At 43.6% G+C, this 24,497-nt stretch carries 20 protein-coding genes; 16 read left to right on the forward strand and 4 right to left on the reverse strand.

Annotated features, from left to right (window positions below):
- Positions 1 to 3: 3 nt before the first annotated feature.
- Positions 4 to 1,305 (reverse strand): NCS2 family permease, encoded by a 1,302-nt coding sequence (locus GGQ95_RS12545; protein ID WP_080862193.1) that lies wholly within the window; start codon positions 1,303 to 1,305, stop codon positions 4 to 6.
- A 121-nt stretch (positions 1,306 to 1,426) separates the two neighbouring features.
- Positions 1,427 to 1,672 carry a 2-hydroxymuconate tautomerase gene (thmT, locus tag GGQ95_RS12550; protein WP_080862194.1) on the reverse strand — a complete coding sequence of 82 codons (246 nt, stop codon included), beginning with the start codon at positions 1,670 to 1,672 and terminating at the stop codon, positions 1,427 to 1,429.
- Positions 1,673 to 1,788: 116 nt separating this feature from the next.
- Between thmT and GGQ95_RS12555 the strand changes: the two genes are divergently transcribed.
- A complete protein-coding gene (locus GGQ95_RS12555; protein ID WP_183186924.1) occupies positions 1,789 to 2,409 on the forward strand; it encodes a site-2 protease family protein in 621 nt (206 codons plus the stop codon).
- A gap of 12 nt (positions 2,410 to 2,421) precedes the next feature.
- A complete protein-coding gene (locus GGQ95_RS12560; protein ID WP_044741507.1) occupies positions 2,422 to 2,931 on the forward strand; it encodes a YwhD family protein in 510 nt (169 codons plus the stop codon).
- Positions 2,932 to 3,085: 154 nt separating this feature from the next.
- Here GGQ95_RS12560 and GGQ95_RS12565 read toward each other — a convergent pair whose 3' ends face one another.
- Positions 3,086 to 5,149 carry a transglycosylase domain-containing protein gene (locus GGQ95_RS12565; RefSeq protein ID WP_183186890.1) on the reverse strand — a complete coding sequence of 688 codons (2,064 nt, stop codon included), beginning with the start codon at positions 5,147 to 5,149 and terminating at the stop codon, positions 3,086 to 3,088.
- A 181-nt stretch (positions 5,150 to 5,330) separates the two neighbouring features.
- On the opposite strand from GGQ95_RS12565, the gene speE reads away from it, so the two are divergent.
- From speE to GGQ95_RS12590, 5 genes are all read left to right on the forward strand, one after another.
- Positions 5,331 to 6,158: a polyamine aminopropyltransferase gene (gene speE, locus GGQ95_RS12570; protein WP_044741509.1), complete on the forward strand. Its 828-nt coding sequence runs from the start codon at positions 5,331 to 5,333 to the stop codon at positions 6,156 to 6,158.
- A 13-nt stretch (positions 6,159 to 6,171) separates the two neighbouring features.
- Positions 6,172 to 7,053, forward strand: a complete 882-nt coding sequence (gene speB, locus GGQ95_RS12575; protein WP_044741510.1) for an agmatinase — start codon at positions 6,172 to 6,174, stop codon at positions 7,051 to 7,053.
- Between the two features lie 251 nt (positions 7,054 to 7,304).
- On the forward strand, positions 7,305 to 7,739 hold the full coding sequence (locus GGQ95_RS12580; protein ID WP_066150680.1) for a YwiB family protein: 435 nt from the start codon (positions 7,305 to 7,307) through the stop codon (positions 7,737 to 7,739).
- Positions 7,739 to 9,409 carry an arginine--tRNA ligase gene (gene argS, locus GGQ95_RS12585; protein WP_183186891.1) on the forward strand — a complete coding sequence of 557 codons (1,671 nt, stop codon included), beginning with the start codon at positions 7,739 to 7,741 and terminating at the stop codon, positions 9,407 to 9,409. The genes GGQ95_RS12580 and argS overlap by 1 nt, the downstream gene beginning before the upstream one ends.
- Positions 9,410 to 9,603: 194 nt before the next feature.
- Complete coding sequence (locus tag GGQ95_RS12590) at positions 9,604 to 9,771, forward strand: XapX domain-containing protein (protein WP_066150676.1); 168 nt, start codon at positions 9,604 to 9,606, stop codon at positions 9,769 to 9,771.
- Positions 9,772 to 9,800: 29 nt separating this feature from the next.
- On the opposite strand, the gene cls is transcribed toward GGQ95_RS12590, so the two are convergent.
- Positions 9,801 to 10,988, reverse strand: a complete 1,188-nt coding sequence (cls, locus tag GGQ95_RS12595) for a cardiolipin synthase (RefSeq protein WP_066150674.1) — start codon at positions 10,986 to 10,988, stop codon at positions 9,801 to 9,803.
- A gap of 203 nt (positions 10,989 to 11,191) precedes the next feature.
- Here cls and GGQ95_RS12600 point away from each other — a divergent pair, with 203 nt between their 5' ends.
- The 9 genes from GGQ95_RS12600 to pyrG all read left to right on the forward strand — a co-directional run bounded on the left by GGQ95_RS12600 (position 11,192) and on the right by pyrG (position 24,480).
- Positions 11,192 to 13,297, forward strand: coding sequence for a heterodisulfide reductase-related iron-sulfur binding cluster (locus tag GGQ95_RS12600; protein ID WP_066150671.1), 2,106 nt, complete (start codon positions 11,192 to 11,194; stop codon positions 13,295 to 13,297).
- A 216-nt stretch (positions 13,298 to 13,513) separates the two neighbouring features.
- Complete coding sequence (locus GGQ95_RS12605) at positions 13,514 to 14,692, forward strand: acetyl-CoA C-acetyltransferase (protein ID WP_183186892.1); 1,179 nt, start codon at positions 13,514 to 13,516, stop codon at positions 14,690 to 14,692.
- 158 nt (positions 14,693 to 14,850) lie between these two features.
- Positions 14,851 to 15,702, forward strand: coding sequence for a 3-hydroxybutyryl-CoA dehydrogenase (locus tag GGQ95_RS12610; protein WP_044741517.1), 852 nt, complete (start codon positions 14,851 to 14,853; stop codon positions 15,700 to 15,702).
- A gap of 43 nt (positions 15,703 to 15,745) precedes the next feature.
- Entirely contained in the window at positions 15,746 to 16,879 is a 1,134-nt protein-coding gene (locus GGQ95_RS12615; RefSeq protein WP_044741518.1) for an acyl-CoA dehydrogenase, read from the forward strand.
- A 16-nt stretch (positions 16,880 to 16,895) separates the two neighbouring features.
- Positions 16,896 to 18,038 (forward strand): acyl-CoA dehydrogenase, encoded by a 1,143-nt coding sequence (locus GGQ95_RS12620; RefSeq protein ID WP_044741519.1) that lies wholly within the window; start codon positions 16,896 to 16,898, stop codon positions 18,036 to 18,038.
- 21 nt (positions 18,039 to 18,059) lie between these two features.
- Positions 18,060 to 18,689 (forward strand): TetR/AcrR family transcriptional regulator, encoded by a 630-nt coding sequence (locus GGQ95_RS12625; protein ID WP_044741591.1) that lies wholly within the window; start codon positions 18,060 to 18,062, stop codon positions 18,687 to 18,689.
- Positions 18,690 to 18,710: 21 nt separating this feature from the next.
- Positions 18,711 to 21,968, forward strand: a complete 3,258-nt coding sequence (gene icmF, locus GGQ95_RS12630; RefSeq protein ID WP_183186893.1) for a fused isobutyryl-CoA mutase/GTPase IcmF — start codon at positions 18,711 to 18,713, stop codon at positions 21,966 to 21,968.
- 188 nt (positions 21,969 to 22,156) lie between these two features.
- On the forward strand, positions 22,157 to 22,714 hold the full coding sequence (gene rpoE / locus GGQ95_RS12635; protein WP_044741521.1) for a DNA-directed RNA polymerase subunit delta: 558 nt from the start codon (positions 22,157 to 22,159) through the stop codon (positions 22,712 to 22,714).
- Positions 22,715 to 22,884: 170 nt separating this feature from the next.
- Positions 22,885 to 24,480: a CTP synthase gene (gene pyrG / locus GGQ95_RS12640; RefSeq protein ID WP_044741522.1), complete on the forward strand. Its 1,596-nt coding sequence runs from the start codon at positions 22,885 to 22,887 to the stop codon at positions 24,478 to 24,480.
- Positions 24,481 to 24,497: the final 17 nt, after the last annotated feature.

Consider the following 24,497-nt stretch of genomic DNA (forward strand, 5'->3'; position numbering starts at 1 on the left):
TTTTTAATGGGGCAAAAATGCGAGCTGGTAGAAAAACAGCACGGCGAAAATATAAACGAGCGGATGGACCTCCCGCCACTTCCCGCGTGTTACCTTTAGCAGCGGATACGAGATAAAGCCTAGCGCGATCCCTGTGGCAATACTCGATGTGAGCGGCATACTCAGGATAATGAGAAACGCCGGGAACGCCTCATCTAATTCATCCCACTGAATGCGAGCAATGCTTCCCATCATTAAACTGCCCACGATAATAAGGGAAGGAGCCGTAATGGCTGAAATTCCAGAGACAGCGCTGACTAGGGGGGCAAAAAAGGCGGATAGGACAAATAAAATGGCAACCGTCAAAGCTGTCAATCCCGTGCGTCCGCCTGCTGCTACTCCGGCAGATGATTCAATATAAGCGGATGTTGGGCTGGTACCAAAGATGGCGCCGACAGTTGTCGCGACAGAATCAGCCAACAGGGCTTGACGAGCGCGCGGCATGGTTTTTCCTTTCATTAAACCAGCTTGCTGCGCTACGCCGATCATTGTGCCAGTTGTATCAAAAATCGTCACAAGCAAAAAGGAAAAAACAACCGCATATAAACCATATTGCACAACATCGCCAATGGCAGTGAAAGGGTTGGCGATGATGAGTCCTTTAGGAAGCGAAGGCATCGCAGCAATCCCCTGATCAAATTTGAGCTGTCCCGTAAAATAAGCGACAGCACCCGTGATGATCATGCCAATGAAAAGCGCCCCGTTGACGCGAAGCGACATTAAAATAAGGGTAACAGCTAAACCAATAAGCGTCAGCCAAGCAGAAGGGGCGTGTAAATCACCCAGCGCCACTAAATTTTGTGGGTGCGCCTTAATGATTCCTGTTAAGCGCAAGCCAATAAAAGCAATAAATAGGCCGATTCCAGCCGTAATGCCATGCTTTAAGCTTTCAGGAATCGCTTCAATGAGCTTGTGGCGTAACGGCGTTAGCGATAAGATAACAAACAAGATTCCTGCTACAAAGACAGAGGAAAACGCGACTTCGTAGGAGATGTTTCCATGCGATCCGACAACGGAATATGTAAAATAGGCGTTCAGGCCCATGCCTGGCGCGATCGCGATAGGATAATTAGCGAAAAGCGACATCCATAGCGTTCCGACCACAGTGGCAATGATCGTTGCCATAAATACTTGTTGAAATGGTACGCCGGCATCTGATAAAATGACCGGATTGACAACAACGATATAGACCATCGTTAAAAATGTCGTGAGCCCAGCGATGATTTCTGTTTTTATATTTGTGCGATATTCCGATAGCTTAAACATAGGCACCTCCAAAAATACGAACGTTTTATCAAACATATATTATATTATTCGTTTTTTATGGGATGTGCAATAAAAAAATAAGGAAGCCGGTCATAGGGCCTCCTCCAATCGCTATGTACGTTTATTCGTCGCTAAGACGCTTGCCGCCGATAGCGTAATGGTTTTTTGACATTTCTTCAATAAACACGACGATTTTTTCTTTTGGCGCTCCTGTCGTTTCGGCGACCGCTTCTGTCACCTTTTCGACAAGCGCTTTTTTCTGTGCTTCGGTGCGGCCTTCAAGCATTTTTACCGTTACATAAGGCATGATTGCCCGCCTCCTTTTTAAGAAAATCACTTTTATTATAGCATCAGCTAGGGAGTGCATGTGCACTTTTTGTGAGGAATCATGTATACTTAATTTTAGTAAATATTATAGAAAAAAGGAGAAAAGTCAACGTGGACATTTTGCCATACTCGCTCGGTGAAATCCCTTATGTGCTGATGGCGCTGGCCATTGCTTTTTCAGTTCATGAATTTGCCCATGCTTATGTCGCCTATAAATTTGGCGACCCGACGGCAAAAAATCAAGGAAGGATGACGCTGTCGCCGTTAGCTCATTTAGATTTGCTGGGGACGCTACTTATTTTTCTTGCCGGTTTCGGTTGGGCGCGCCCTGTGCCTGTTAATCGGCATCATTTTAAAAATCCGCGTTTAGCCGGCATCCTTGTCTCCATTGCGGGACCGATCAGCAACTTATTGCTGACGGCAATAGGATTTCTTGTTTGGTACAGCATGATTCGCTTTGGAGTCATGACGATGATTCCTGACTGGTTTGCCGCGGGATTCGATTTATTTTTCCGAATCTTCATCAGTTTAAATGCGTTGTTATTCGTGTTTAATTTGTTGCCGTTTCCTCCATTGGATGGATACCGGATTATTGAGGATCTTGCGCCTCGCCATGTGCGGGCGAAAATGACGCAATGGGAAAACTACGGCGCGCTTATCTTTCTGATCCTCGTGTTGACGCCGCTTGATCGATATACGATCCATCCGATTTTTAATATAGCGGTTCCTTTTGTGTTGCAGCAGATGCAATCATGGTTTTCATCCATTATTTTTTAAAGGGGTGTTTACATGGAGCAAAAAAAGAAAAACATCGGTTTTAATATTATTAAAAGTGATCCGACAGCTGGGCATGGCGGATTTGGAGCAGGAGCGCTAAGCTTGGACAACGTATCGCCTGTCATTATCGATGTGGAAGCTGGCGAAGCGTTTGTTGATATTGGGGCGATGCATGCTCGAAGCGTAGTGGAAAAAGGAATTAAATTTACGCCTAACCGCGATGAAGTACCGAATGGAAAACCTTATTGGCTTGTGTGGGTGACGATTGATCGAGCAGCCGAGGGGCCTTATTATGCAGGGGTCACTGCGTGTGAAATGACAGTGGATCGCCAAGCGCGTCGCGGATACAAGGTGCTTCCGGATCATGTCAATAAGCTTGATAAATCGCTGAAGCGGCTCATTCTTATCGACCATATGGACGAACGATCGAAGCGAGTGCTGGCTGACTTTTTAAAGCAGCATGATCGCGGGATGTGGGATCGCTCTAGCGATGAATTGAAGAATGGATTGGAATTTAAGTAATATTTATCCATATATATGGCTTTTTTGTGAACGTATGTAGGCGAGTACTTGAGCTTTTTTTGGAAAAAGAGTAAACTAAATCTACATGCATAACACAATAAAACTAGGACAGGAAAACCCTCAAGCAAATGTCGCTTGAGGGTTTTCTTTTTGCTTAAAACCATTTGAATAGCTTATCAAACCAGTTCGGTTCATTTTCTTCTTTATGATGAGGTGCCTTTTTCTTTTTCTTATCAAGGTGTTCCGTGCAATATTCAGTCGGTTCTGTTCCAGCCACATAATACGTGAGCCGTTTTATAGGGCATGCTTTTGTGGCTAATTTTCCGTTATCGGGATTGATATATACTCCGACGACTCCTTTTGTTGGTTTAAATGATTGAACCGGTTCATTTTTTAAGCTGTTTTCCATAAATTTGACCCAAATCTTTTTAGCGTATTGTTTTTCTGCCAGCTTCGTAATTTTTTCTCCGCGATCGTATCCTGTCCATACACCAGCTACCAGCTGCGGCGCATAGCCGATCATCCAGCTGTCCGTTTCGGTTGTTCCGGATTTTCCTGCGTATGGACGAGTAATATCATGAAGAACGGCTTGCCCAGTGACGGTCGTGTAATCGTTAAGCTTTGGATCGAACATGCCTGTCATCAGCTGAGTCGTTACATAAGCCGCATCGCGTTTAAGAATTTGCTTTGATTCTGCGTTGTATTCGTAGATCGTTTCTCCTTTATGGTTGACAACTTTCGTTATAAATACAGGCTCGACCTTCTTTCCATTATTATCTAATATACTGTAGGCATTGACCATTTCAATCACTCTTACTGGCGATGTTCCCAGCGCCAGTGACGGCACTTGCTTTAATGAACTGGTAATACCCAGCTTTTTGGCGGTTTGCACAAGCTTGTCTTCGCCAATAAATAGATGGGTTTTTACGGCAAAGACATTATCAGAAAGAGCGATGGCTTGCGCTAGTGTGATGGTATCATTAGCGTAATAATTATTATAATTATGCGGCGTATAAGTGGCCTTGCCATCGTCAAATGTAAAGGTGGTTAATTCGCTGCGCATTTCTGTTGATGGCGTAAAGCCTTGGCGGATCGCTGCATAATAAAGGAACGGCTTAAATGTTGAACCTGGCTGCCGTTCGGCTTGAACCGCTCGGTTATAAGGACTTTTATTGTAATCTCTTCCGCCGACAAGTGCTTTGACCTCGCCAGTATGAGGATCCATCGCTACAAATGCCACTTGAATCGCTGATGCTGGATCGATCGTGTCGCGAATTTGCTGTTCAGCAATGGTCTGCATCTTCGGATCTAAAGAAGTATAGACGCGCAAACCACCCATTTCAATGGTTTGTTCATCAATTCCTAATTTGTTACGCAATACATCCTTTACTACATCTTGAAAATAAGGAGCGATTTGCTTTTTTGTGACTTCGTGATTTCGCGAATAGACAAGCGGCGCTTTATATGCTGCTGCCGCCTCTTTTTTCGTAATATATCCGCTTTCAACCATGGATTGCAGCACAATTTTCTGTCTCGACTTGGCTCGTTGCTCGTTATTGAACGGCGAGTAGTAGGAGGGGCCTTTCGGAATGCCGGCTAACATGCTGGCCTCGCTTAGTGTGAGTTGTTTAGCTGATTTTCCAAAATAATAATTAGCGGCCGCTTCAATTCCATAAACGCCGTGTCCGTAATAGATTGTATTTAAATATCCTTCTAAAATTTCCTGTTTACTATAGTTTACTTCTAAGCGAATGGTATATAATGCCTCTTGCAATTTTCTCGTCCATGTTTTATCTAAGGTTAAAAATAAGTTCCGGGCATATTGCTGTGTGATCGTGCTGGCTCCTTGCACTTTACTCATGGCTTTTATATCAGCAATGACGGCAGCGGCGATCCGCTTGGTATCAAAGCCGTGATGCTCAAAAAAACTTCGATCCTCCACGGCGACGGTGGCTTGAATAACAGACGGAGAGATATCGCGCAGGTTCACCCAGTAACGCGTTTGTCCGTTATCGCTTTCCCCGATTTTTGTGCCGTCATCAGCATAAAAAATCGTCGTTTGCGGTACAGCCAAGGGAGGCGCTCCTTCAATTTTCGCCAGCGCAATGACCCCTGCTAGGCAGAGGGTGAATAAGATTGCTAGGATAAGGGTTATAAATATAAATGCACGAATGTATTTGACTGTTCCGCGGAACCGGCTGCTTGGGATGATTTCCAATGTTCATCACCTCATCGATGTTATTGATATTAGTATGAAAAAATTTTTCCCATTTTAAACATTTTTCTAGCAATTTTCACTTGAAATTTTGCTAGATTGCTCTATACTTTTTCATGTTTGGTTTTTTTGTGTGAGGAAATAATCATTGTATATGAATGCTAATCAAGAAAGGGTGTTCAGTATGGAACTATGGTTTACGGAAAAACAGACAGAAAATTTTGGAATTACTGCGAAAATTAAACGCACTTTACATACAGAACAAACGCAATTCCAAAAGCTTGATATGGTGGAAACAGAAGAGTTTGGAAACATGCTGATTCTTGATGGAATGGTCATGACGACGCAAAAGGATGAGTTTGTGTACCATGAAATGGTCGCACACGTTCCTCTGTTCACACATCCAAATCCGGAGAATGTGCTTGTGGTTGGCGGCGGCGATGGTGGAGTCATTCGCGAAGTTCTTAAGCATCCAAGTGTCAAAAAGGCAACACTTGTTGAAATCGATGGCAAAGTCATTGAGTATTCGAAGCAATATCTTCCTGAAATCGCTGGGAAATTAGAGGATTCGCGCGTCGAAGTGAAGGTAGACGATGGGTTTATGCATATTGCGCAAAGTGAAAACGAATACGATGTCATTATGGTAGACTCAACAGAACCGGTTGGTCCTGCAGTCAATTTATTTACAAAAGGCTTTTATGCAGGCATTGCGAAAGCGTTAAAGGAAGATGGCATTTTTGTAGCGCAAACAGACAACCCTTGGTTTAAAGCAGATTTAATTCGCAATGTTCAACGCGATGTACGCGAAATTTTTCCGATTACGCGCCTCTACATTGCCAATATTCCTACGTACCCTAGCGGCATGTGGACATTCACACTAGGTTCGAAAAAATATGATCCGCTTGCAGTAAGTGATGAACGTTTCCATGAAATCGAAACGAAATATTACACGAAAGAGCTTCATAAAGCATGCTTCGTGTTGCCAAAATTTGTGGCGGATTTAACGAAGTAAAGGAGAGGTGCTTATGCGATTCGATGAAGCGTATTCTGGCAATGTCTTTATTAAAAGCCATCCGAACTTTGAAGAAAGTGAAGCCGTGATTTATGGCATGCCGATGGATTGGACGGTCAGTTACCGTCCCGGCTCCCGTTTTGGCCCGGCGCGCATTCGCGAGGTATCAATCGGGCTTGAAGAATACAGCCCATACCTAGATCGTGAGCTGGAAGAGGTCAAATTTTTCGATGCTGGGGACATTCCGCTTCCGTTCGGCAATGCCCAACGGAGCCTGGATATGATTGAAGAGTTTGTAGACCGCATTTTGGCAGCCGATAAATTCCCGCTTGGCATGGGCGGTGAACATTTAGTTTCTTGGCCGGTGATGAAAGCTGTATATAAAAAATATCCTGATTTGGCAATTATTCATATGGATGCCCATACAGACCTGCGCGAGCAGTATGAAGGCGAACCGCTTTCTCATTCAACGCCAATCCGTAAAATTGCTGAGCTCATTGGACCGCAAAATGTATACTCGTTCGGTATTCGCTCAGGGATGAAAGAGGAATTTCAATGGGCGAAAGAAAACGGCATGTATATTGCTAAATTCGAGGTGTTAGAGCCGCTTAAGCAAGTGCTTCCGACGCTTGCGGGACGTCCTGTATATGTGACGATTGATATTGATGTGCTAGATCCAGCGCACGCACCAGGAACAGGCACCGTAGATTGCGGAGGCATCACGTCAAAAGAGCTGCTGGCTGCCATTCACGAAATCGCACGGTCAGATGTGCATGTAGTCGGTGCTGATTTAGTGGAAGTAGCACCGGTTTATGATCATTCTGAACAAACAGCTAACACAGCAAGCAAACTAATCCGCGAAATGATTCTCGGATGGGTGCAAAAACGAAAATAAACAAACCCCGTCTTTGTCAAAAGACGGGGTTTTACTTCATACTCACGCCTGCGTCCATTAGAATATATCAATAGTGGACAGTTCAACTGGTCCATTTTTGATAAAATTTTGCTTGAAGTGGCCTTGGAGGCTTGAAAGCATCCGGTTTCAAGCGAGCCGCTTTGTTTTCTTGTCTTCGCACTCTTGAATATCATCACACCATTTCTTATACTTATTAAAGTTATAACATGTTTATAAGGGTGTGTCCAACGATGGAAAAGGCCAACGGAACACCGATCCGTCTGAAGCATGTAACGGATATTCGGGACGGAAGCCGAAAAGAGACAATTGTATTGGAAGCGCATGGTCTATATTACATAAAAGAAAATGCTTCGTATTTAACATTTGAAGAAAGCCAAGACATCGGCAACGTGAAAACCGTTGTAAAAATAACGAAAGATGAGGTCGTCGTGATTCGTTCTGGAGCGGTTCAAATGCGCCATGTGTTTCGAAAAAAGCAAGAAACATCAGGAAACTACCGAACGCCGTTTGGAGTATGGACCATGAAAACGAAAACGGATCATATCGAATATTGGTATGAAGAAAAAACGAAAAAAGGGAAGCTATTTCTATCTTATACATTAGAAATGCAGCATGAGCGAGTGGGTCGCCACGCCGTAACGATCACATTTAGGGAGGAATTATGATGAATATTGTGGAACAGGTGAAGGAGCAGTTAAAGAAAGAAATCAAGCAAGCGGTAATCAAAGCGGGCCTTGCGACAGAACAGGAAGTGCCCAATATTATTTTAGAGGTGCCAAGAGAAAAGGCTCACGGCGATTACTCGACCAACATGGCGATGCAGCTTGCCAGAGTGGCTAAAAAAGCACCGCGTATGATTGCAGAAGAACTGGTCCGCCATTTTGACAAAACGAAGGCATCGATTGAAAAAATTGAAATTGCCGGTCCTGGGTTCATCAACTTCTACATGGATAATAGCTATTTAACCAACTTAATTCCGCTCATTATTGAAGCAGGCGCATCCTACGGGCAAACGAATGTCGGACAAGGACAGCGCGTGCAGGTCGAGTTTGTATCAGCCAATCCGACTGGGAGCTTGCATTTAGGACACGCGCGTGGAGCCGCTGTTGGTGATTCCTTGTGCAATGTTTTAGAAAAAGCGGGATTTGAAGTGACACGCGAATACTATATTAATGATGCAGGCAATCAAATTTTCAATTTGGCGAAGTCGGTGGAAGCTCGTTATTTCCAAGCGCTTGGCCTTGATAAAGACATGCCGGAGGACGGCTACTATGGCGAAGATATCGTTGAGCTAGGAAAACAGCTGGCTAAAGAGCATGGAGACAAGCTTGTAGCTTTGGACGAAGAGGAACGTTTAAAGCTGTTTCGCGAATACGGCCTAAACTACGAAATGAATAAAATAAAAAAAGATTTGGAGGATTTCCGCGTCCACTTTGATGTATGGTATTCGGAAACATCGTTATATCACAACGGTAAAATCGAAAAAGCGCTGCAAGCGTTGCGAGAGAAAGGGCATATTTATGAGCAGGATGGCGCTACATGGTTCCGTTCGACAGCCTTCGGCGATGATAAAGATCGTGTGCTCATCAAACAAGATGGTTCTTATACGTATTTGCTTCCAGATATCGCCTATCATCAGGATAAACTGCAACGCGGTTTTACGAAGCTGATTAACATTTGGGGAGCCGATCATCATGGCTATATTCCGCGCATGAAAGCGGCCATTGAAGCGCTCGGCTATGATCCGGCGGTATTGGAAGTCGAAATTATTCAGCTAGTAAGCTTATATCAAAATGGCGAGAAAGTAAAAATGAGCAAGCGTACTGGCAAGGCGGTGACGATGCGCGATTTAATGGAAGAAGTTGGCTTGGATGCGACTCGTTATTTCTTTGCGATGCGTTCAAGCGATACCCATTTAGATTTTGATATGGACTTAGCGGTTTCGCAATCGAATGAAAACCCGGTATATTATGCACAATATGCTCATGCGCGTGTCTGCAGCATTCTTCGTCAAGGAGCCGAGCAGAATTTGACATATGAAGGGACACAGAAGCTCGAGTATATTCAATCTGAAAAAGAAATCGAACTCTTGAAAAAGCTTGGCGAGTTTCCGTCTGCTGTTTCTGAAGCGGCTTTGAAGCGCACGCCGCATCGAATTACCAACTATGTTTTTGATCTGGCTTCTGCTTTGCACAGCTTTTACAATGCGGAAAAAGTAATTGATCCGGAAAATAAGGAAAAAAGCCAAGCGCGCTTAGCTCTTGTTAAAGCTGTACAAATCACGCTGCAAAACGCTTTAGCTTTAATTGGCGTGTCGGCGCCAGAAAAAATGTAATCGCCTATTTTATTTTTTGAATATCATATTAAGTGAAACAGGAAATGGATATATTTGTATTGAAGGCAACACAAATATATCCATTTTTTTTGACTCCTCATTTTGCAGAGAGTATGTTAAGATGTGTAAGGGCTGTCGATAAAAGTAGATATATGTCGAAAAATGGACAGCGGACATGAACGGAGGAGAATGTCATGAAAGAAGTAATTATATCATTACTGACCGGCATGGTCGTCGGTTTTTTATTTACCCTATTTCGTCTGCCGATTCCAGCTCCGCCGGCGCTGGCGGGAATTTCAGGAATTATTGGCGTTTATCTTGGCATGAAAGTATTTCAGTGGCTGAGTGTATTTTGGAAATAAAAATGTTGGGGAAAAAGCCCCAACATTTTTTATAGCCATTCAGAAAGAAGGAGAGATAGCGATTCTTTGCCGCGGTCCCATATGGTTCGTTTTTTCCAAAAATCGATCGTCAATCGTTCAGAGCGGGAAAGGTCGCGTTTAATCACCTGATGCATGTGCTGCATAAAGGAACGGTCATAAATCAAGCAATTCATTTCGCCATTTAAAAACAAGCTGCGCTTATCGAAATTAGCGGTGCCAATATCGCATACGCGATCATCGATCATGATCGTTTTCGCATGGTAAAATCCTTGATAAAAACGATAAATTTCCGCTCCCGCATTTAATAAGCGGTAGAAATAGGGAAAGGCGGCTTCCTTGACAAATAGATGATCCGCTTTGAGCGGAACGAGAATGGTCACCGCGACTTGGCGTTCTAATGCGTCAAGCAACGCGTTCATTACTTTAGCACTAGGAATAAAATAAGGGGAACCGATGATGATTTGCTGCTGTGCTTGGCGGATCAGCGCAATGAATTCATTTTCAAGTCCTTGCCCATTTGTCGCAATGAACTGATGGGTAATGGGGCCTTTATCTGCTCGTGGAAAGTACAGCTGGCGTGTCGTGAGCTTTTCTTTTGTCGCGGCTTCCCAATCATCAAAAAACTGTGTTTGCAAATCCGCTACCCCTTCTCCGGTTATTTTTAAATGATAATCACGCCAATCTCCAAAATCCGTATCCTGGCCAATGTACTCTTTGCCAATGTTGAAACCGCCAACATAGCCAATCATTCCGTCAATTACGGTTATTTTTCGATGATTTCTGCGATTTAGCTTGTAAAAGAAATAAGGGAATGTAGGTTTTCGGCTATAGACAAACTGGACACCACTTTTTCGTAGAGAACGAATAATTGATTTAGGAAGTCCAAAGCTGCCGATCCAGTCTACAAGCAAACGGACTTCCACTCCTTCTCTTGCCTTTTGCTGTAAAAGAGAAAAAAAATATTGACTAATGTCGTCCGTTTTGACAATATAAAACAAAATATGAATATGATTTTTTGCTTGTTCGATTGTTTGGAAATAATCGAAGAATAAATGTTTTCCATTGGTAAACAGCTCTATGTTGCCTTGGCGCATCGGGTATTCTTTTTTGGCATTTCCGCTTGTCCGTCTGCGCCCTATTTGTACATCTATTATAATCAGTACAACGAAAATGACAATGACCCACAAAATCATCATTGTACGTTCCTCCTGTCTGCATCGATCGTTATTAATGTTCCCTAAATGAAAAAAATTAGCACCTGCCCCAGCAAAACGTTGTTGACTGAATGCTCATTCATTATTAAAATAAAGCCAAGGGGTATAATTCTGAAAATTTCTTTTGTTATTAATATTATTTTTATTATTAATGGAAAAACAAGGGGGAAAGGAGCATTAGAAATATGAATGCGTTATTAGTGATTAACTTCCTTGCGTTTTTGCTTGTAACCGCTTACGCTGTGTATTTATTTGCGTATCTTGTAAAAACGCGCATTGCTTACATTAAGCTAGGAAAGAAAGTGGAATTTGACCAAAAGGTAAAAGAAAGGCTAGATAAAATTTGGGTGAATGTATTCGGGCAGAAAAAGCTTTTGAAGGATAAAAAAAGCGGTTTAATCCATGTCGTTTTTTTCTATGGATTTATTCTTGTTCAATTTGGGGCTATTGATTTTATTATGAAAGGAATTGTACCAGGAGCCCATCTTCCATTAGGGCCGCTTTATCCAGGATTTACGTTTTTCCAAGAAATCGTGACTCTCCTCATTTTAATTGCCGTATTTTGGGCGTTTTATCGCCGATATATTGAAAAGCTTGTGCGCTTAAAACGCGATTTCAAGGCTGGATTAGTGTTAATTTTTATCGGGGGGCTTATGCTTTCTGTGTTGTTTGGAAATGGCATGTCCATGATTTGGCACGCCGAGGAAGCAACATGGAGCGAACCGATCGCCTCTCTTGTCGCTGGTGCGTTTTTCTGGGTAGGAAAAACAGGAGCGACTGTACTTTTCTATGTCGCATGGTGGATTCACTTGCTGATCCTGCTTACCTTCTTAGTATATGTCCCTCAGTCGAAGCATGCACACTTAATTGCAGGTCCAGTGAATGTCTTCTTTAGTCGTTTATCCCGACCAAAGCTTGAGAAAATTAATTTTGAAGATGAGACACAGGAATCATTTGGCGTTGGAAAAATTGAAGACTTTAAGCAAACGCAGCTGATCGATTTATATGCTTGTGTGGAATGCGGCCGATGTACGAACATGTGCCCAGCCACAGGAACGGGCAAAATGCTTTCGCCGATGGACTTAATTTTAAAGCTGCGCGATCATTTAACGGAAACAGGAGCGGCTGTGACCTCCAAAGCTCCATGGGTGCCGGCATTTGCGTTTAAAAATACGCGAGGCAATCAGCTGGCGTTTGCCGCACAAGGCTTGCAGGAGCAAGCAGCTACGCTCGAAATGCCAAGCTTAATTGGCGATGTCATTACTGAAGAAGAAATTTGGGCCTGTACGACATGCCGTAACTGTGAAGATCAGTGCCCAGTCATGAATGAACATGTCGATAAAATTATCGATCTTCGCCGTTATCTTGTATTAACAGAAGGAAAAATGAATCCCGATGCCCAACGTGCCATGACCAATATTGAGCGCCAAGGAAATCCATGGGGGCTCAATCGAAAAGAGAAAGAAAATTGGCGGGAGCTGCGCGAGGATGCTCATATTCCGACGGTGAAGGAAATGCAAAAAGCCGGCGAAGAATTTGAATATTTATTGTGGGTTGGTTCAATGGGCGCATTTGATAATCGAAGCCAAAAAATCGCTTTAGCATTTGCGCGCTTATTAAACGAAGCAGGCGTCAAGTTCGCCATTTTAGGAAATAAAGAGAAAAACTCCGGTGATACCCCACGCCGGCTCGGAAATGAATTTTTATTCCAAGAATTAGTGAATAGCAATATCGCTGAATTTGAAAAAGCAGGTGTCAAAAAGATTGTAACAATTGATCCACATGCTTATAACACATTTAAAAATGAATATCCGGATTTTGGATTCGAAGCAGAGGTTTATCATCATACGGAACTTCTTGCCAAGCTTGTGGAGGAAGGGCGATTAGTACCGAAATATGAAGTGAATGAAACCGTTACGTTCCATGACTCTTGCTATCTTGGGCGCTACAACGAAGTATATGAGCAGCCGCGCAGCGTTTTGCGAGCGATTCCAGGCGTCAAGCTTGTAGAAATGGAACGCAACCGCGAAAAAGGAATGTGCTGTGGCGCCGGTGGCGGTCTCATGTGGATGGAGGAAACGACAGGAACGCGTATTAACGTTGCACGTACGGAACAGGCATTGGCTGTCAATCCAACGGTGATCAGTTCCGGCTGCCCATATTGCTTAACGATGCTGACGGATGGAACAAAAGCGAAGGAAGTAGAGGAAAAAGTGGCGACGTATGATATTGCCGAGCTTTTAGAAAAAGCGGTATTTGGTGACGAAAACCAAAAGGATATGGTATCTTAAAAAAAATTGAATAAATAATTCGTATTTTTAAAAATAATTAGTATAATAGAAGAGGGAGGTGTGCGAAATGTACACCTTTCTCCTAGTCTATTGTATCGAGCGAGCGTTCAGTCTGTATTTTGTAATCGCTTTCTAAATTCGAACAGTCCATCGTACAGACTGCTGACACTTAAACATGGCTTAAGTGGATAAATATAGTTCAAAGGGGAGAGGAAGATGGGAAAAACGGTTATTTTAAGCGGAGTGCGTACGCCGTTTGGAAAATTTGGCGGAGGACTTAGCTCATTAACGGCTTCACAATTAGGCGGGATCGCTATTAAGGAAGCGCTTCATCGGGCTAATCTTAGCGCTGAGCAAATTGATGAGGTCATTTTAGGAACTGTTCTACAAGGAGGGCAAGGACAGCTCCCTTCACGCCAAGCGGCTCGCTATGCCGGAATTCCGTGGGAAGTGCGCACGGAGACGATTAATAAAGTATGTGCCTCTGGTATGCGGAGCGTAACATTGGCTGACCAAATCATCCGCGCTGGAGATGGCGAAGTGATTGTCGCCGGAGGAATGGAATCCATGAGCAATGCACCGTATGTTTTACCAAAGGCACGCTGGGGGCTCCGCATGGGCGATTCGACAGTAAAAGATTTAATGGTGTATGACGGTCTCACATGCAGCTTTACAGGTGTCCATATGGGCATATATGGAGGCGAGACGGCCAAAGAATTAGAAATTTCCCGGCAGCATCAAGACGAGTGGGCGTATCGCAGCCATCAGCGCGCGATCGCGGCGATCGAGGCAGGGTTGTTAGCAGAAGAAATTGTACCGGTTGAAATACCGCAACGCAAGGGTGGAACGCTGTTGGTGGAGCATGATGAATCACCGCGTAAAGATACATCGCTTGATAAATTAGCAAAGCTGTCTCCTGTATTTGATCCGTCTGGCACGATTACAGCCGGCAATGCTCCAGGAGTCAATGACGGAGCAGCTGCGCTTGTTTTAATGAGCGAAGAACGAGCGCTAAGAGAAGGAAGAAAGCCGTTAGCGACCATTATCGGTCATGCTGCGATAGCTGTTGAGGCAAAGGACTTCCCAAAAACACCAGGGCTTGTCATTAATGAATTGCTCAGAAAAACAGGAAAAAAAGCGGAGGCAGTCGATTTGTTTGAGATTAATGAAGCGTTTTCAGCAGTCGCTTTAGCCAGCATCAAGATTGCTGGATTAGACCCTGAAAAAGTGAATGTGAATGGCGGGGCGGTCGCACTAGGACATCCGATTGGTGCAAGCGGCGCGCGGATTATTATCACGCTCATTCATGAATTGCAACGTCGCGGCGGCGGCATCGGAATTGCGGCTATTTGTAGCGGCGGCGGTCAAGGGGATGCCATTATGGTACAAGTATAAACATTACCAAGGCCCGCAGCTGTACATGGAATGAATAGTGTGGAAAATAAGCCTTGTAGACAGAGCGGGCCATTCTTGACAAGAGGCCAATCGCGATTGATCGACCTATTTCAATGCTGAAGATTTTACAAAAAGTTTGATTGATGGAGGATAGAAAGATGGATGTAAAAAAAGTAATGGTAATTGGTGCCGGTCAAATGGGATCAGGTATTGCGCAAGTATGTGCCATGGCTGGATATGATGTGTTTTTGCATGATTTAAAACAGGAATATGTAGATCGCGGCCTTGCTACGATTTCAAAAAATTTAACGCGACAAGTCGAAAAAGGAAAGCTGACTGAAGACGAAAAAGCAAGTATCTTGCATCGCCTTACCCCTTCTCTAGATCTACAACATGCAAGCGAAGTAGATTTAGTCATTGAAGCGGTTGTGGAAAATATGGAAGTGAAAACAAAGCTGTTTGCACAGCTTGATGAAATGGCCCCTGCGCATGCCATTTTAGCAACGAACACATCCTCGCTTCCGATTACAGAAATCGCCGCAGCAACAAAACGACCAGAGAAAGTGATTGGCATGCATTTTATGAATCCAGTTCCTGTAATGAAGCTTGTCGAAATTATTCGGGGGCTGGCAACCGCTGAAGAAGTCTATCAAACGATTGAAGATATGACCCACAAGCTCAATAAAGTACCTGTCGAAGTAAACGATTTTCCAGGATTTATTTCAAACCGTATTTTAATGCCGATGATTAATGAAGCGATTTATGCGCTATATGAAGGTGTAGCGACAAAAGAGGCGATTGATGAGGTCATGAAGCTCGGTATGAATCATCCGATGGGACCATTAACCTTAGCAGATTTTATCGGCTTAGATACATGCCTTTATATTATGGAAACGCTTCACGAAGGATTTGGCGATGATAAATATCGTCCATGCCCGCTGTTGCGCAAGTACGTAAAGGCTGGATGGCTTGGACGCAAAACAGGAAAAGGCTTCTACACATATGAATAATCAACAGATGGTTTGACAGTATCCAACAAAGAGGGTGACAAACATGAATTTACATTTTACAGAAGAACAAGAAATGATGCGCAAGATGGTCAGAGAGTTCGCAGAAAGTGAAATTGCCCCGTTTGTAGAGCAAATGGAGAAAGGAGAATTCCCTCGCCCCATCCTCAGCAAGATGGCGGAGCTCGGTTTAATGGGAATTACGATTCCAGAAGAGTACGGCGGGGCAGGAATGGATTTTGTTTCGTATATTATTGCGATTCATGAAATTTCAAAAGTCAGCGCAACGGTCGGCGTGATTTTATCTGTGCATACATCTGTCGGCACGAATCCTATTCTTTACTTTGGAACGGAGGAGCAAAAAAGAAAATATGTGCCGAAGCTTGCAAGCGGTGAATATTTAGGAGCCTTTTGCTTAACAGAGCCTAGCGCAGGTTCAGATGCGAAAAGCTTAAAGACAAAGGCCGTTCGCCAAGGAGATTATTATATCTTAAACGGTTCAAAAGTGTTTATCACAAACGGCGGGGAAGCAGATACGTATATTGTATTTGCCCGCACAAATCCAGACGAAACAGGAAGCCGAGGCATTTCTGCTTTTATTGTGGAAAAGGATACGCCAGGATTTATCATCGGAAAAGATGAAAAGAAAATGGGGCTTCACGGTTCACGAACCGTACAAATCTCTTTTGAAGATGCGAAAGTGCCAGCGGAAAATTTATTGGGCGAAGAAGGACAAGGCTTTAAAATCGCCATGGCCAACCTTGATGTTGGGCGCATCGGCATTGCTGCCCAATCGCTCGGTATTGCGGAAGCAGCGCTTGAGCATGCAACGGCTTATGCAAAGGAAAGAATCCAATTCGGCAAACCGATCGCTGAACAGCAAGGAGTGGGGTTTAAACTTGCTGATATGGCGACAGCGACGGAGGCTGCCAAGCTGCTCGTTTATCGTGCTGCCTTTTTGCGCGCAAATGGAATTCCGTGCGGCAAAGAAGCATCAATGGCTAAGCTGTTTGCATCGCGAGCGGCTATGGAAAATGCCATTGAAGCGGTACAAATTTTCGGGGGGAACGGATACACCGAAGATTATCCGGTAGAGCGCTTATTCCGTGATGCAAAAATTTGTGAAATTTACGAAGGAACAAGTGAAATTCAACGGTTAGTGATTAGTAAACAATTATAAAAACGGGGGAGAGGACATGAATTTCCAATTAACAGAAGAGCATGAAATGATACGAAAAATGGTGCGGGATTTTGCCAAAAATGAAGTCGCGCCAACAGCGGCAGAGCGCGATGAAGAGGAGCGCTTTGACCGCAGTATTTTCGATAAAATGGCCGAGCTTGGCTTAACCGGCATTCCATGGCCGGAAGAATACGGCGGCATTGGCAGTGATTATTTAGCTTATGTGATTGCTGTGGAAGAGCTATCAAGAGTTTGCGCTTCGACAGGCGTAACATTGTCGGCCCACATTTCTTTGGCAAGCTGGCCTATTTATAAATTTGGTACTGAGGAGCAAAAACAAAAGTATTTACGCGCTCTTGCAACTGGCGAAAAACTTGGAGCTTACGGCCTTTCGGAGCCAGGGGCAGGATCGGATGTTTCTTCCATGAAAACGCGGGCGGTGCTTGACGGGGATCACTACGTGCTAAACGGCTCGAAAGTATGGATTACGAACGGCGGAGAAGCGGAAATTTATGTTGTATTCGCGGTGACAGACCCAGAGAAAAAGCATAAAGGCATTAGCGCGTTTATTGTAGAAAAAGGAACGCCAGGATTTTCGATTGGTAAAAAAGAGAAAAAACTTGGTATCCGTTCTTCGCCAACAACCGAGCTTATTTTTGAAGATTGCCGCATTCCGAAGGAAAATCTTCTCGGTCAAGAAGGGGAAGGCTTTAAAATTGCCATGATGACATTAGATGGCGGGCGCAACGGCATCGCTGCACAAGCAGTAGGCATCGCGCAAGGAGCATTGGATGCGGCGGTGGAATATGCAAAAGAACGCGTTCAATTTGGCAAGCCGATCATCGAGCAGCAGGGAGTCGGATTTAAGTTGGCGGATATGGCGACAGCCGTTGAGGCGTCTCGCTTGTTAACCTACCAAGCAGCATGGCTAGAATCCAATGGTCTTCCATATGGCAAAGCGTCAGCGATGGCCAAACTGTTTGCTGGAGACACAGCGATGAAAGTAACGGTAGATGCGGTTCAAGTTTTTGGTGGATATGGATATACAAAAGATTATCCAGTCGAACGTTTTATGCGTGACGCGAAAATTACGCAAATTTATGAAGGAACACAAGAAATTCAACGAATTGTCATTTCAAGAATGCTCACAAAAGAATAAGCGGAGCGATCCACGATGAATATGAAAAAACGAGAAGTCCCAGCATCTGTAAAGGATGAACGCCTTGTGAAAAAAAGGCGCAATGAAATGATTAAAGGGGCCATTTCCCTTTTCAAGCAAAAAGGATTTCATCGTACCACAACAAGAGAAATTGCGAAAGCATCAGGGTTTAGCATCGGAACTTTATATGAATATATCCGTCAAAAAGAAGATGTGCTGTATTTAGTGTGTGACCGCATTTACGATGAAGTACGCGAACGGATGGAAAAGGACATTGATACTCATCATGGAACAATTGAAAGCTTTAAATTGGCGATCGCTCATTACTTTAGGGTGGTCAATGAATTGCAGGACGAAGTCCTTGTCATGTACCAAGAAGCAAAATCATTAACGAAAGATTCGCTCCCATATGTTCTTAATAAAGAACTACAAATGGTCGGAATGTTTGAAAATATTTTGCAGGCTTGTGTGCAAAATGGCGTGTTTGAATTAACAGAACAAGAAATTCAGCTGTTTGCCCATAACATTTTTGTGCTAGGGCAAATGTGGGCGTTTCGCCGTTGGGCGCTGCACAAAATGTATACATTGGAAGAATATATTGAATTGCAGACGGATTTGTTATTAAGGGGTATTTTGGAAAAACGGTCATAATGACAATAAGGGGGAGAGAGGATGGCTCACATTTACCGTCCGAAACATCATGTTCGTTTTGTGACAGCCTCTAGCTTATTTGATGGCCATGACGCTTCAATTAATATTATGCGCCGCATTTTACAAACAAGCGGCGCCGAAGTCATTCATCTAGGGCATAACCGCTCGGCAGAAGAGATTGTCAATGCGGCCATTCAAGAAGATGTTCAAGGCATTGCTGTTTCTTCTTATCAAGGAGGACACGTCGAATTTTTTAAATATATGTATGATCTGTTGCAGGAAAGAGGCGCTTCCCACATCCGCATTTATGGCGGAGGGGGCGGCGTCATTATTCCTAGGGAAATAAAAGAGTTACATGACTATGGAATTGCCCGCATTTTTTCGCCAGAAGACGGTCGTGTTCTCGGCTTACAGGGAATGATCAATGTCATGTTGGAAGAGTGTGATTTTCCAACGGTTCGAACGATCACGGATGAACTTGAACGCTTGCCAAATGGCGACGTTCAAGCGGTTGCCCGCCTGATTACCTTATGTGAAAATCGGATGGATACGGCAACAGAAGTCGCCGCTGCTGCGGAGACGGTTCTTGATAAAATAAAAAAGCTGACAAAACCTGTTCCGGTTGTAGGGATTACAGGAACGGGGGGAGCAGGAAAAAGCTCGTTAACCGATGAATTAATACGCCGCTTTTTAAATGAAATTCCGGATAAAAAGGTGGCTATTTTATCAGTTGACCCAACGAAGCAAAAAACAGGTGGCGCGCTATTAGGAGACCGCATTCGTATGAATTCCATTCATTCTCCGCGAGTCTATATGCGCAGCCTAGCCACTCGTAGCTCTCGTTCTGAGCTTTCATTGGCGATTCAAGATGCCATTGAAGTCGCAAAAGCGGCCGGTTTTGATTTAATCATTGTTGAAACGAGCGGAATCGGTCAAGGGGATGCTGCGATTACCGAAGTATGTGATATTTCCATGTATGTCATGACGAGCGAATTCGGTGCGCCGACACAGCTTGAAAAAATTGACATGATCGATTATGCAGATTTAATCGTGATCAACAAATTTGAGCGCAAAGGTTCTGAAGATGCAAAGCGCCAGGTGCAAAAGCAATATCAGCGCAGCCATCAATTGTTTGATAAAGATTTATCAGAAATGCCGGTATATGGAACGATTGCAAGCCAATTTAATGATCCGGGCACGAATACATTGTTTGTCGCTTTAATTGATCTGATCAATAAAAAAGCGGGAACGAACTGGACAACAACGCTTGAATCGGTGGCAGATGTTCAAAAACAAAATGTGATTATTCCGAATGATCGCCGCTATTATTTGCGTGAAATCGCTGATACCGTTCGCTCTTATCACAAAAAATCTGAGCAGCAAGCCGATGTGGCTCGGCGGTTGTTCCAATTAGAAGGGGCCATTGAAGCCGTCAAAGAGCGTGAACGAAACGAGGAAGTGCTCGCCTCGCTCGAAGCGTTAAAGCAACATTATGAAAATCAATTAACAGCGGAATCTAAGCAAATTCTTGCCTCATGGGAAGAGCTTAAAGCGAAATATGCAGCCAAGCAATTTGTGACAAAAATTCGCGATAAGGAAATTGTGACAGACTTAACGACGAAAAGCTTGGCCGGCTTAGATATTCCAAAAGTAGCACTGCCGAAATTTAAAGATTATGGGGAAATTTTACGATGGGTATATAAGGAGAATGTACCGGGTTTCTTTCCATATACAGCTGGCGTATTCCCGTTCAAGCGCCAAGGGGAAGATCCGAAGCGGCAATTTGCTGGCGAAGGCACGCCAGAACGGACGAACCGCCGTTTTCACTATCTCTGTAAAGATGATCCGGCGAAGCGCTTAAGTACGGCTTTTGATTCGGTCACCTTGTATGGAGAAGATCCGCAATATCGTCCTGATATTTTTGGGAAAGTAGGCGAAAGTGGTGTAAGCGTTTGTACGCTTGATGATATGAAGAAGTTGTATAAAGGCTTTGATTTATGCCATCCATCAACCTCTGTTTCCATGACCATCAATGGTCCAGCGCCCATTATTTTGGCGATGTTTATGAATACGGCAATTGAACAGCAAGTGGAAAAACGAGAAGAAGAATTAGGCCGTCCATTAACAGAGGCAGAATATGAAGAAGTGAAGGCTTGGACGCTGCAAACCGTGCGCGGCACGGTGCAAGCGGATATTTTAAAAGAGGATCAAGGACAAAACACATGCATCTTCTCGACAGAATTTGCGTTAAAAATGATGGGAGATATTCAAGAATACTTTATTAAAAACAAAGTGCGCAACTACTATTCCGTTTCGATCTCCGGCTATCATATCGCCGAAGCAGGAGCGAATCCGATTACACAGCTCGCGTTTACGTTGGCGAACGGCTTCACGTATGTTGAATATTATTTAAGCCGGGGCATGCATATTGACGATTTTGCACCAAACCTTTCCTTCTTCTTTAGCAACGGATTAGATCCTGAATATACGGTAATCGGGCGTGTGGCTCGCCGTATTTGGTCCGTTGTTATGCGTGAAAAATACGGCGCAAATGAGCGCAGCCAGAAGTTAAAATATCACGTGCAAACATCCGGGCGCTCTCTGCATGCACAGGAAATTGATTTTAATGACATTCGAACAACGCTTCAAGCGCTAATGGCGCTTCATGATAACTGTAACTCGCTTCATACAAACGCGTATGATGAAGCGATCACAACACCAACCGAAGAGTCGGTCCGTCGTGCGATGGCGATTCAGCTCATTATTACAAAAGAGCACGGTTTAACGAAAAACGAAAATCCATTGCAAGGATCATTTATTATTGAAGAATTAACCGATTTGGTTGAAGAAGCGGTATTAAAAGAATTTGAGCGCCTCAATGACCGCGGCGGTGTATTAGGCGCGATGGAAATGCAATACCAACGTGGCAAAATTCAAGATGAATCCATGTACTATGAAATGAAAAAGCATAGCGGCGAACTTCCGATTATTGGCGTGAACACCTATTTAAATCCGAATCCGCCATCAGAAGAAGAGCTCAACAGCATCGAATTAGCTCGAGCATCATACGAAGAAAAAGAATTGCAAATTAAGAACTTGCAAGCATTCCAAGAACGCAATCGAGATAAGGCCGAAGAAGCGTTAAATCGCTTGAAGCACGCAGCAGTAAGCGGAGGTAATATTTTTGAAGAGTTGATGGAGACGGTTAAAGTCGCAAGTCTTGGTCAAATTACAAAAGCATTATATGAAGTGGGCGGACAATACCGCCGCAATATGTAATCAAACCATCGCAGGCTGATCCATTGTATTGGATCAGCCCATTTTTCGCTGAAAAAATTTTAGAAACTATTGATTCAGAGCTAGCATAAACAAAGAGAATTTGTTTATAATGAATGGTATGTATTCCAAGTGCATTCATTCATTTTTATCGGTAGGGAAGTTTATTACATAGAAAGGGAGTGCCGGATTTGAGTTTGCAGCAATACTCTCCAGAGGAATTACAAGAAATGTCACTCGTTGAACTCGCTTATCTTGTGATGGCAGAGAGAAAAGAAGCGCTATTATTTCAAGAGCTTGTTCGTGAAATTGCTGCTTTAGCAAATTTGCAAGAAGAAGATGTGAAGGGGCGCCTTGCGCAATTTTATACAGATTTGAATATCGACGGCCGTTTTATTTGCATTGGAGAAAATCGCTGGGGATTGCGCTCTTGGTATCCATACGATCAAACAGAAGACGAAAATGTTACAACGATCAAGCCGAAGAAGAAGAAAAAAGTATTGGATGAATATGATGATTATGATGAAGTTCTTGACGATGAAGAACTAGATTATGATGATCTCGATGATTATGAAGACGAAGAAGATGTCGATTTAGACGACGACCTCCTCGATGAGGACGAATTCGATCTCGACGAAGCGGATGAGTTCGATGAAGAACTGCTTGATGAAGATGAGTTTGAACTCGAAGATGAAGAAATGGACGATGAACTGCTAGAGATGGAGGAAGCAGAAGAGGAGGAAGAATGACCTTCCTCTTGACTTTACATGGCGGACTATGTAGAATTTTATTTGGGCTCTTTAAAAATTATTAAATATGATAACGCTCCCTTACAAAGGTAAGAGGGGCGTTTTTTATTTTGGCGCTTTGAGCACACTTTAAAGTGTTACATATATTTTTGGCAAGGGGGAAAAACAAGATGACAAAGTATATTTTTGTAACGGGTGGCGTTGTCTCGTCATTAGGAAAAGGAATCACGGCTGCCTCGCTAGGCCGTTTATTGAAAAATCGCGGATTGAATGTAACGATTCAAAAGTTTGATCCATACATTAATGTCGATCCAGGGACGATGAGTCCGTATCAGCACGGAGAGGTATTTGTAACGGATGACGGTGCAGAAACGGATTTAGATTTAGGACATTATGAGCGCTTCATTGACATTAATTTAAATAAATACAGCAACGTCACAACTGGGAAAATTTATTCTGCGGTATTGAAAAAGGAACGCCGTGGTGATTATTTAGGGGGAACTGTACAAGTCATCCCTCATATTACGAATGAGATTAAAGAGCGAGTGTTTCGTGCGGGCCGTGAAACAAATGCCGATGTAGTGATTACGGAAATTGGCGGAACGGTTGGAGACATTGAATCGCTGCCGTTTTTAGAAGCCATTCGTCAAATCAAAAGCGATGTTGGCCGCGACCATGTCATGTATATTCATTGTACGCTTGTTCCGTATATTAAAGCAGCTGGAGAAATGAAAACAAAGCCAACTCAGCATAGTGTAAAAGAATTACGCAGCTTAGGGATTCAGCCAAATGTCATTGTGGTTCGTACCGAAATGCCGATGTCGCAAGAAATGAAAGATAAAATTGCGCTATTTTGCGATATCGACCCGAAAGCTGTAATTGAAGCGCGCGATGCCGATACATTATATGCTGTGCCGTTAATGCTGCAGGAGCAAAAATTAGATCAAATTGTTTGCGAACATCTCAAGCTGAACTGCCAAGAAGCAGATATGACCGAATGGAGGGCGCTTGTCGAAAAAGTGCGCCATCTTTCTGATAAAACGAAAATAGCGCTTGTCGGGAAATATGTAGAATTGCAGGATGCTTACATTTCAGTTGTTGAAGCACTTCGCCACGCGGGTTATGCTTTCGATGCAGAAGTAGAAATCCAATGGATCAATTCAGAACATGTAGATCGGGATAATGTTCATGAACTGTTAAAAGATGCTAGCGGGATCCTCGTTCCGGGGGGATTTGGTGATCGCGGCATTGAAGGAAAAATCGAAGCGATTCGCTACGCCCGGGAGCAGCAGATTCCGTTTCTCGGAATTTGTCTCGGCATGCAGTTGGCGTCAGTTGAATTTGCCCGCCACGTAGTTGGATTAGAAAATGCGCACTCATCAGAGATTGATCCAAATACTCCTCATCCTGTCATTGATTTGCTTCCAGAGCAAAAAGATATTGAGGATTTAGGAGGAACGCTGCGCTTGGGATTATATCCATGCAAGCTTGTTGAAGGAACTCTTGCCTATGAAGCTTATCAGGATGAGGTCATTTATGAGCGTCATCGCCATCGTTACGAATTTAATAACCAATATAGACAAATCATGGAACAAAAAGGATTTGTTTTTTCCGGCACAAGCCCAGATGGACGTTTAGTGGAGATTATTGAATTAAAGGATCATCCATGGTTTGTGGCGGCTCAATTCCATCCGGAATTTACTTCTCGTCCAACAAGACCGCAGCCGCTGTTCCGTGAATTTGTAAAAGCATCATTGCAGAAATAAAAACAGTAGAAAAAGAC

The organism is Anoxybacteroides rupiense, from assembly GCF_014196195.1.
Taxonomy (GTDB): domain Bacteria; phylum Bacillota; class Bacilli; order Bacillales; family Anoxybacillaceae; genus Anoxybacteroides; species Anoxybacteroides rupiense.

Bases quoted from the DNA above. Each gene is read 5' to 3' on its own strand.
- thmT (WP_080862194.1), bottom strand. From the start codon at position 1,672: ATGCACTCCCTAGCTGATGCTATAATAAAAGTGATTTTCTTAAAAAGG.
- GGQ95_RS12615 (WP_044741518.1), top strand. From the start codon at position 15,746: ATGAATTTACATTTTACAGAAGAACAAGAAATGATGCGCAAGATGGTC.
- GGQ95_RS12610 (WP_044741517.1), top strand. From the start codon at position 14,851: ATGGATGTAAAAAAAGTAATGGTAATTGGTGCCGGTCAAATGGGATCA.
- icmF (WP_183186893.1), top strand. From the start codon at position 18,711: ATGGCTCACATTTACCGTCCGAAACATCATGTTCGTTTTGTGACAGCC.
- speE (WP_044741509.1), top strand. From the start codon at position 5,331: ATGGAACTATGGTTTACGGAAAAACAGACAGAAAATTTTGGAATTACT.
- GGQ95_RS12545 (WP_080862193.1), bottom strand. From the start codon at position 1,305: ATGTTTAAGCTATCGGAATATCGCACAAATATAAAAACAGAAATCATC.
- speB (WP_044741510.1), top strand. From the start codon at position 6,172: ATGCGATTCGATGAAGCGTATTCTGGCAATGTCTTTATTAAAAGCCAT.
- GGQ95_RS12560 (WP_044741507.1), top strand. From the start codon at position 2,422: ATGGAGCAAAAAAAGAAAAACATCGGTTTTAATATTATTAAAAGTGAT.
- GGQ95_RS12620 (WP_044741519.1), top strand. From the start codon at position 16,896: ATGAATTTCCAATTAACAGAAGAGCATGAAATGATACGAAAAATGGTG.
- GGQ95_RS12555 (WP_183186924.1), top strand. From the start codon at position 1,789: ATGGCGCTGGCCATTGCTTTTTCAGTTCATGAATTTGCCCATGCTTAT.
- argS (WP_183186891.1), top strand. From the start codon at position 7,739: ATGAATATTGTGGAACAGGTGAAGGAGCAGTTAAAGAAAGAAATCAAG.
- pyrG (WP_044741522.1), top strand. From the start codon at position 22,885: ATGACAAAGTATATTTTTGTAACGGGTGGCGTTGTCTCGTCATTAGGA.
- cls (WP_066150674.1), bottom strand. From the start codon at position 10,988: ATGATGATTTTGTGGGTCATTGTCATTTTCGTTGTACTGATTATAATA.
- GGQ95_RS12605 (WP_183186892.1), top strand. From the start codon at position 13,514: ATGGGAAAAACGGTTATTTTAAGCGGAGTGCGTACGCCGTTTGGAAAA.
- GGQ95_RS12580 (WP_066150680.1), top strand. From the start codon at position 7,305: ATGGAAAAGGCCAACGGAACACCGATCCGTCTGAAGCATGTAACGGAT.
- GGQ95_RS12625 (WP_044741591.1), top strand. From the start codon at position 18,060: ATGAAAAAACGAGAAGTCCCAGCATCTGTAAAGGATGAACGCCTTGTG.
- GGQ95_RS12600 (WP_066150671.1), top strand. From the start codon at position 11,192: ATGAATGCGTTATTAGTGATTAACTTCCTTGCGTTTTTGCTTGTAACC.
- GGQ95_RS12590 (WP_066150676.1), top strand. From the start codon at position 9,604: ATGAAAGAAGTAATTATATCATTACTGACCGGCATGGTCGTCGGTTTT.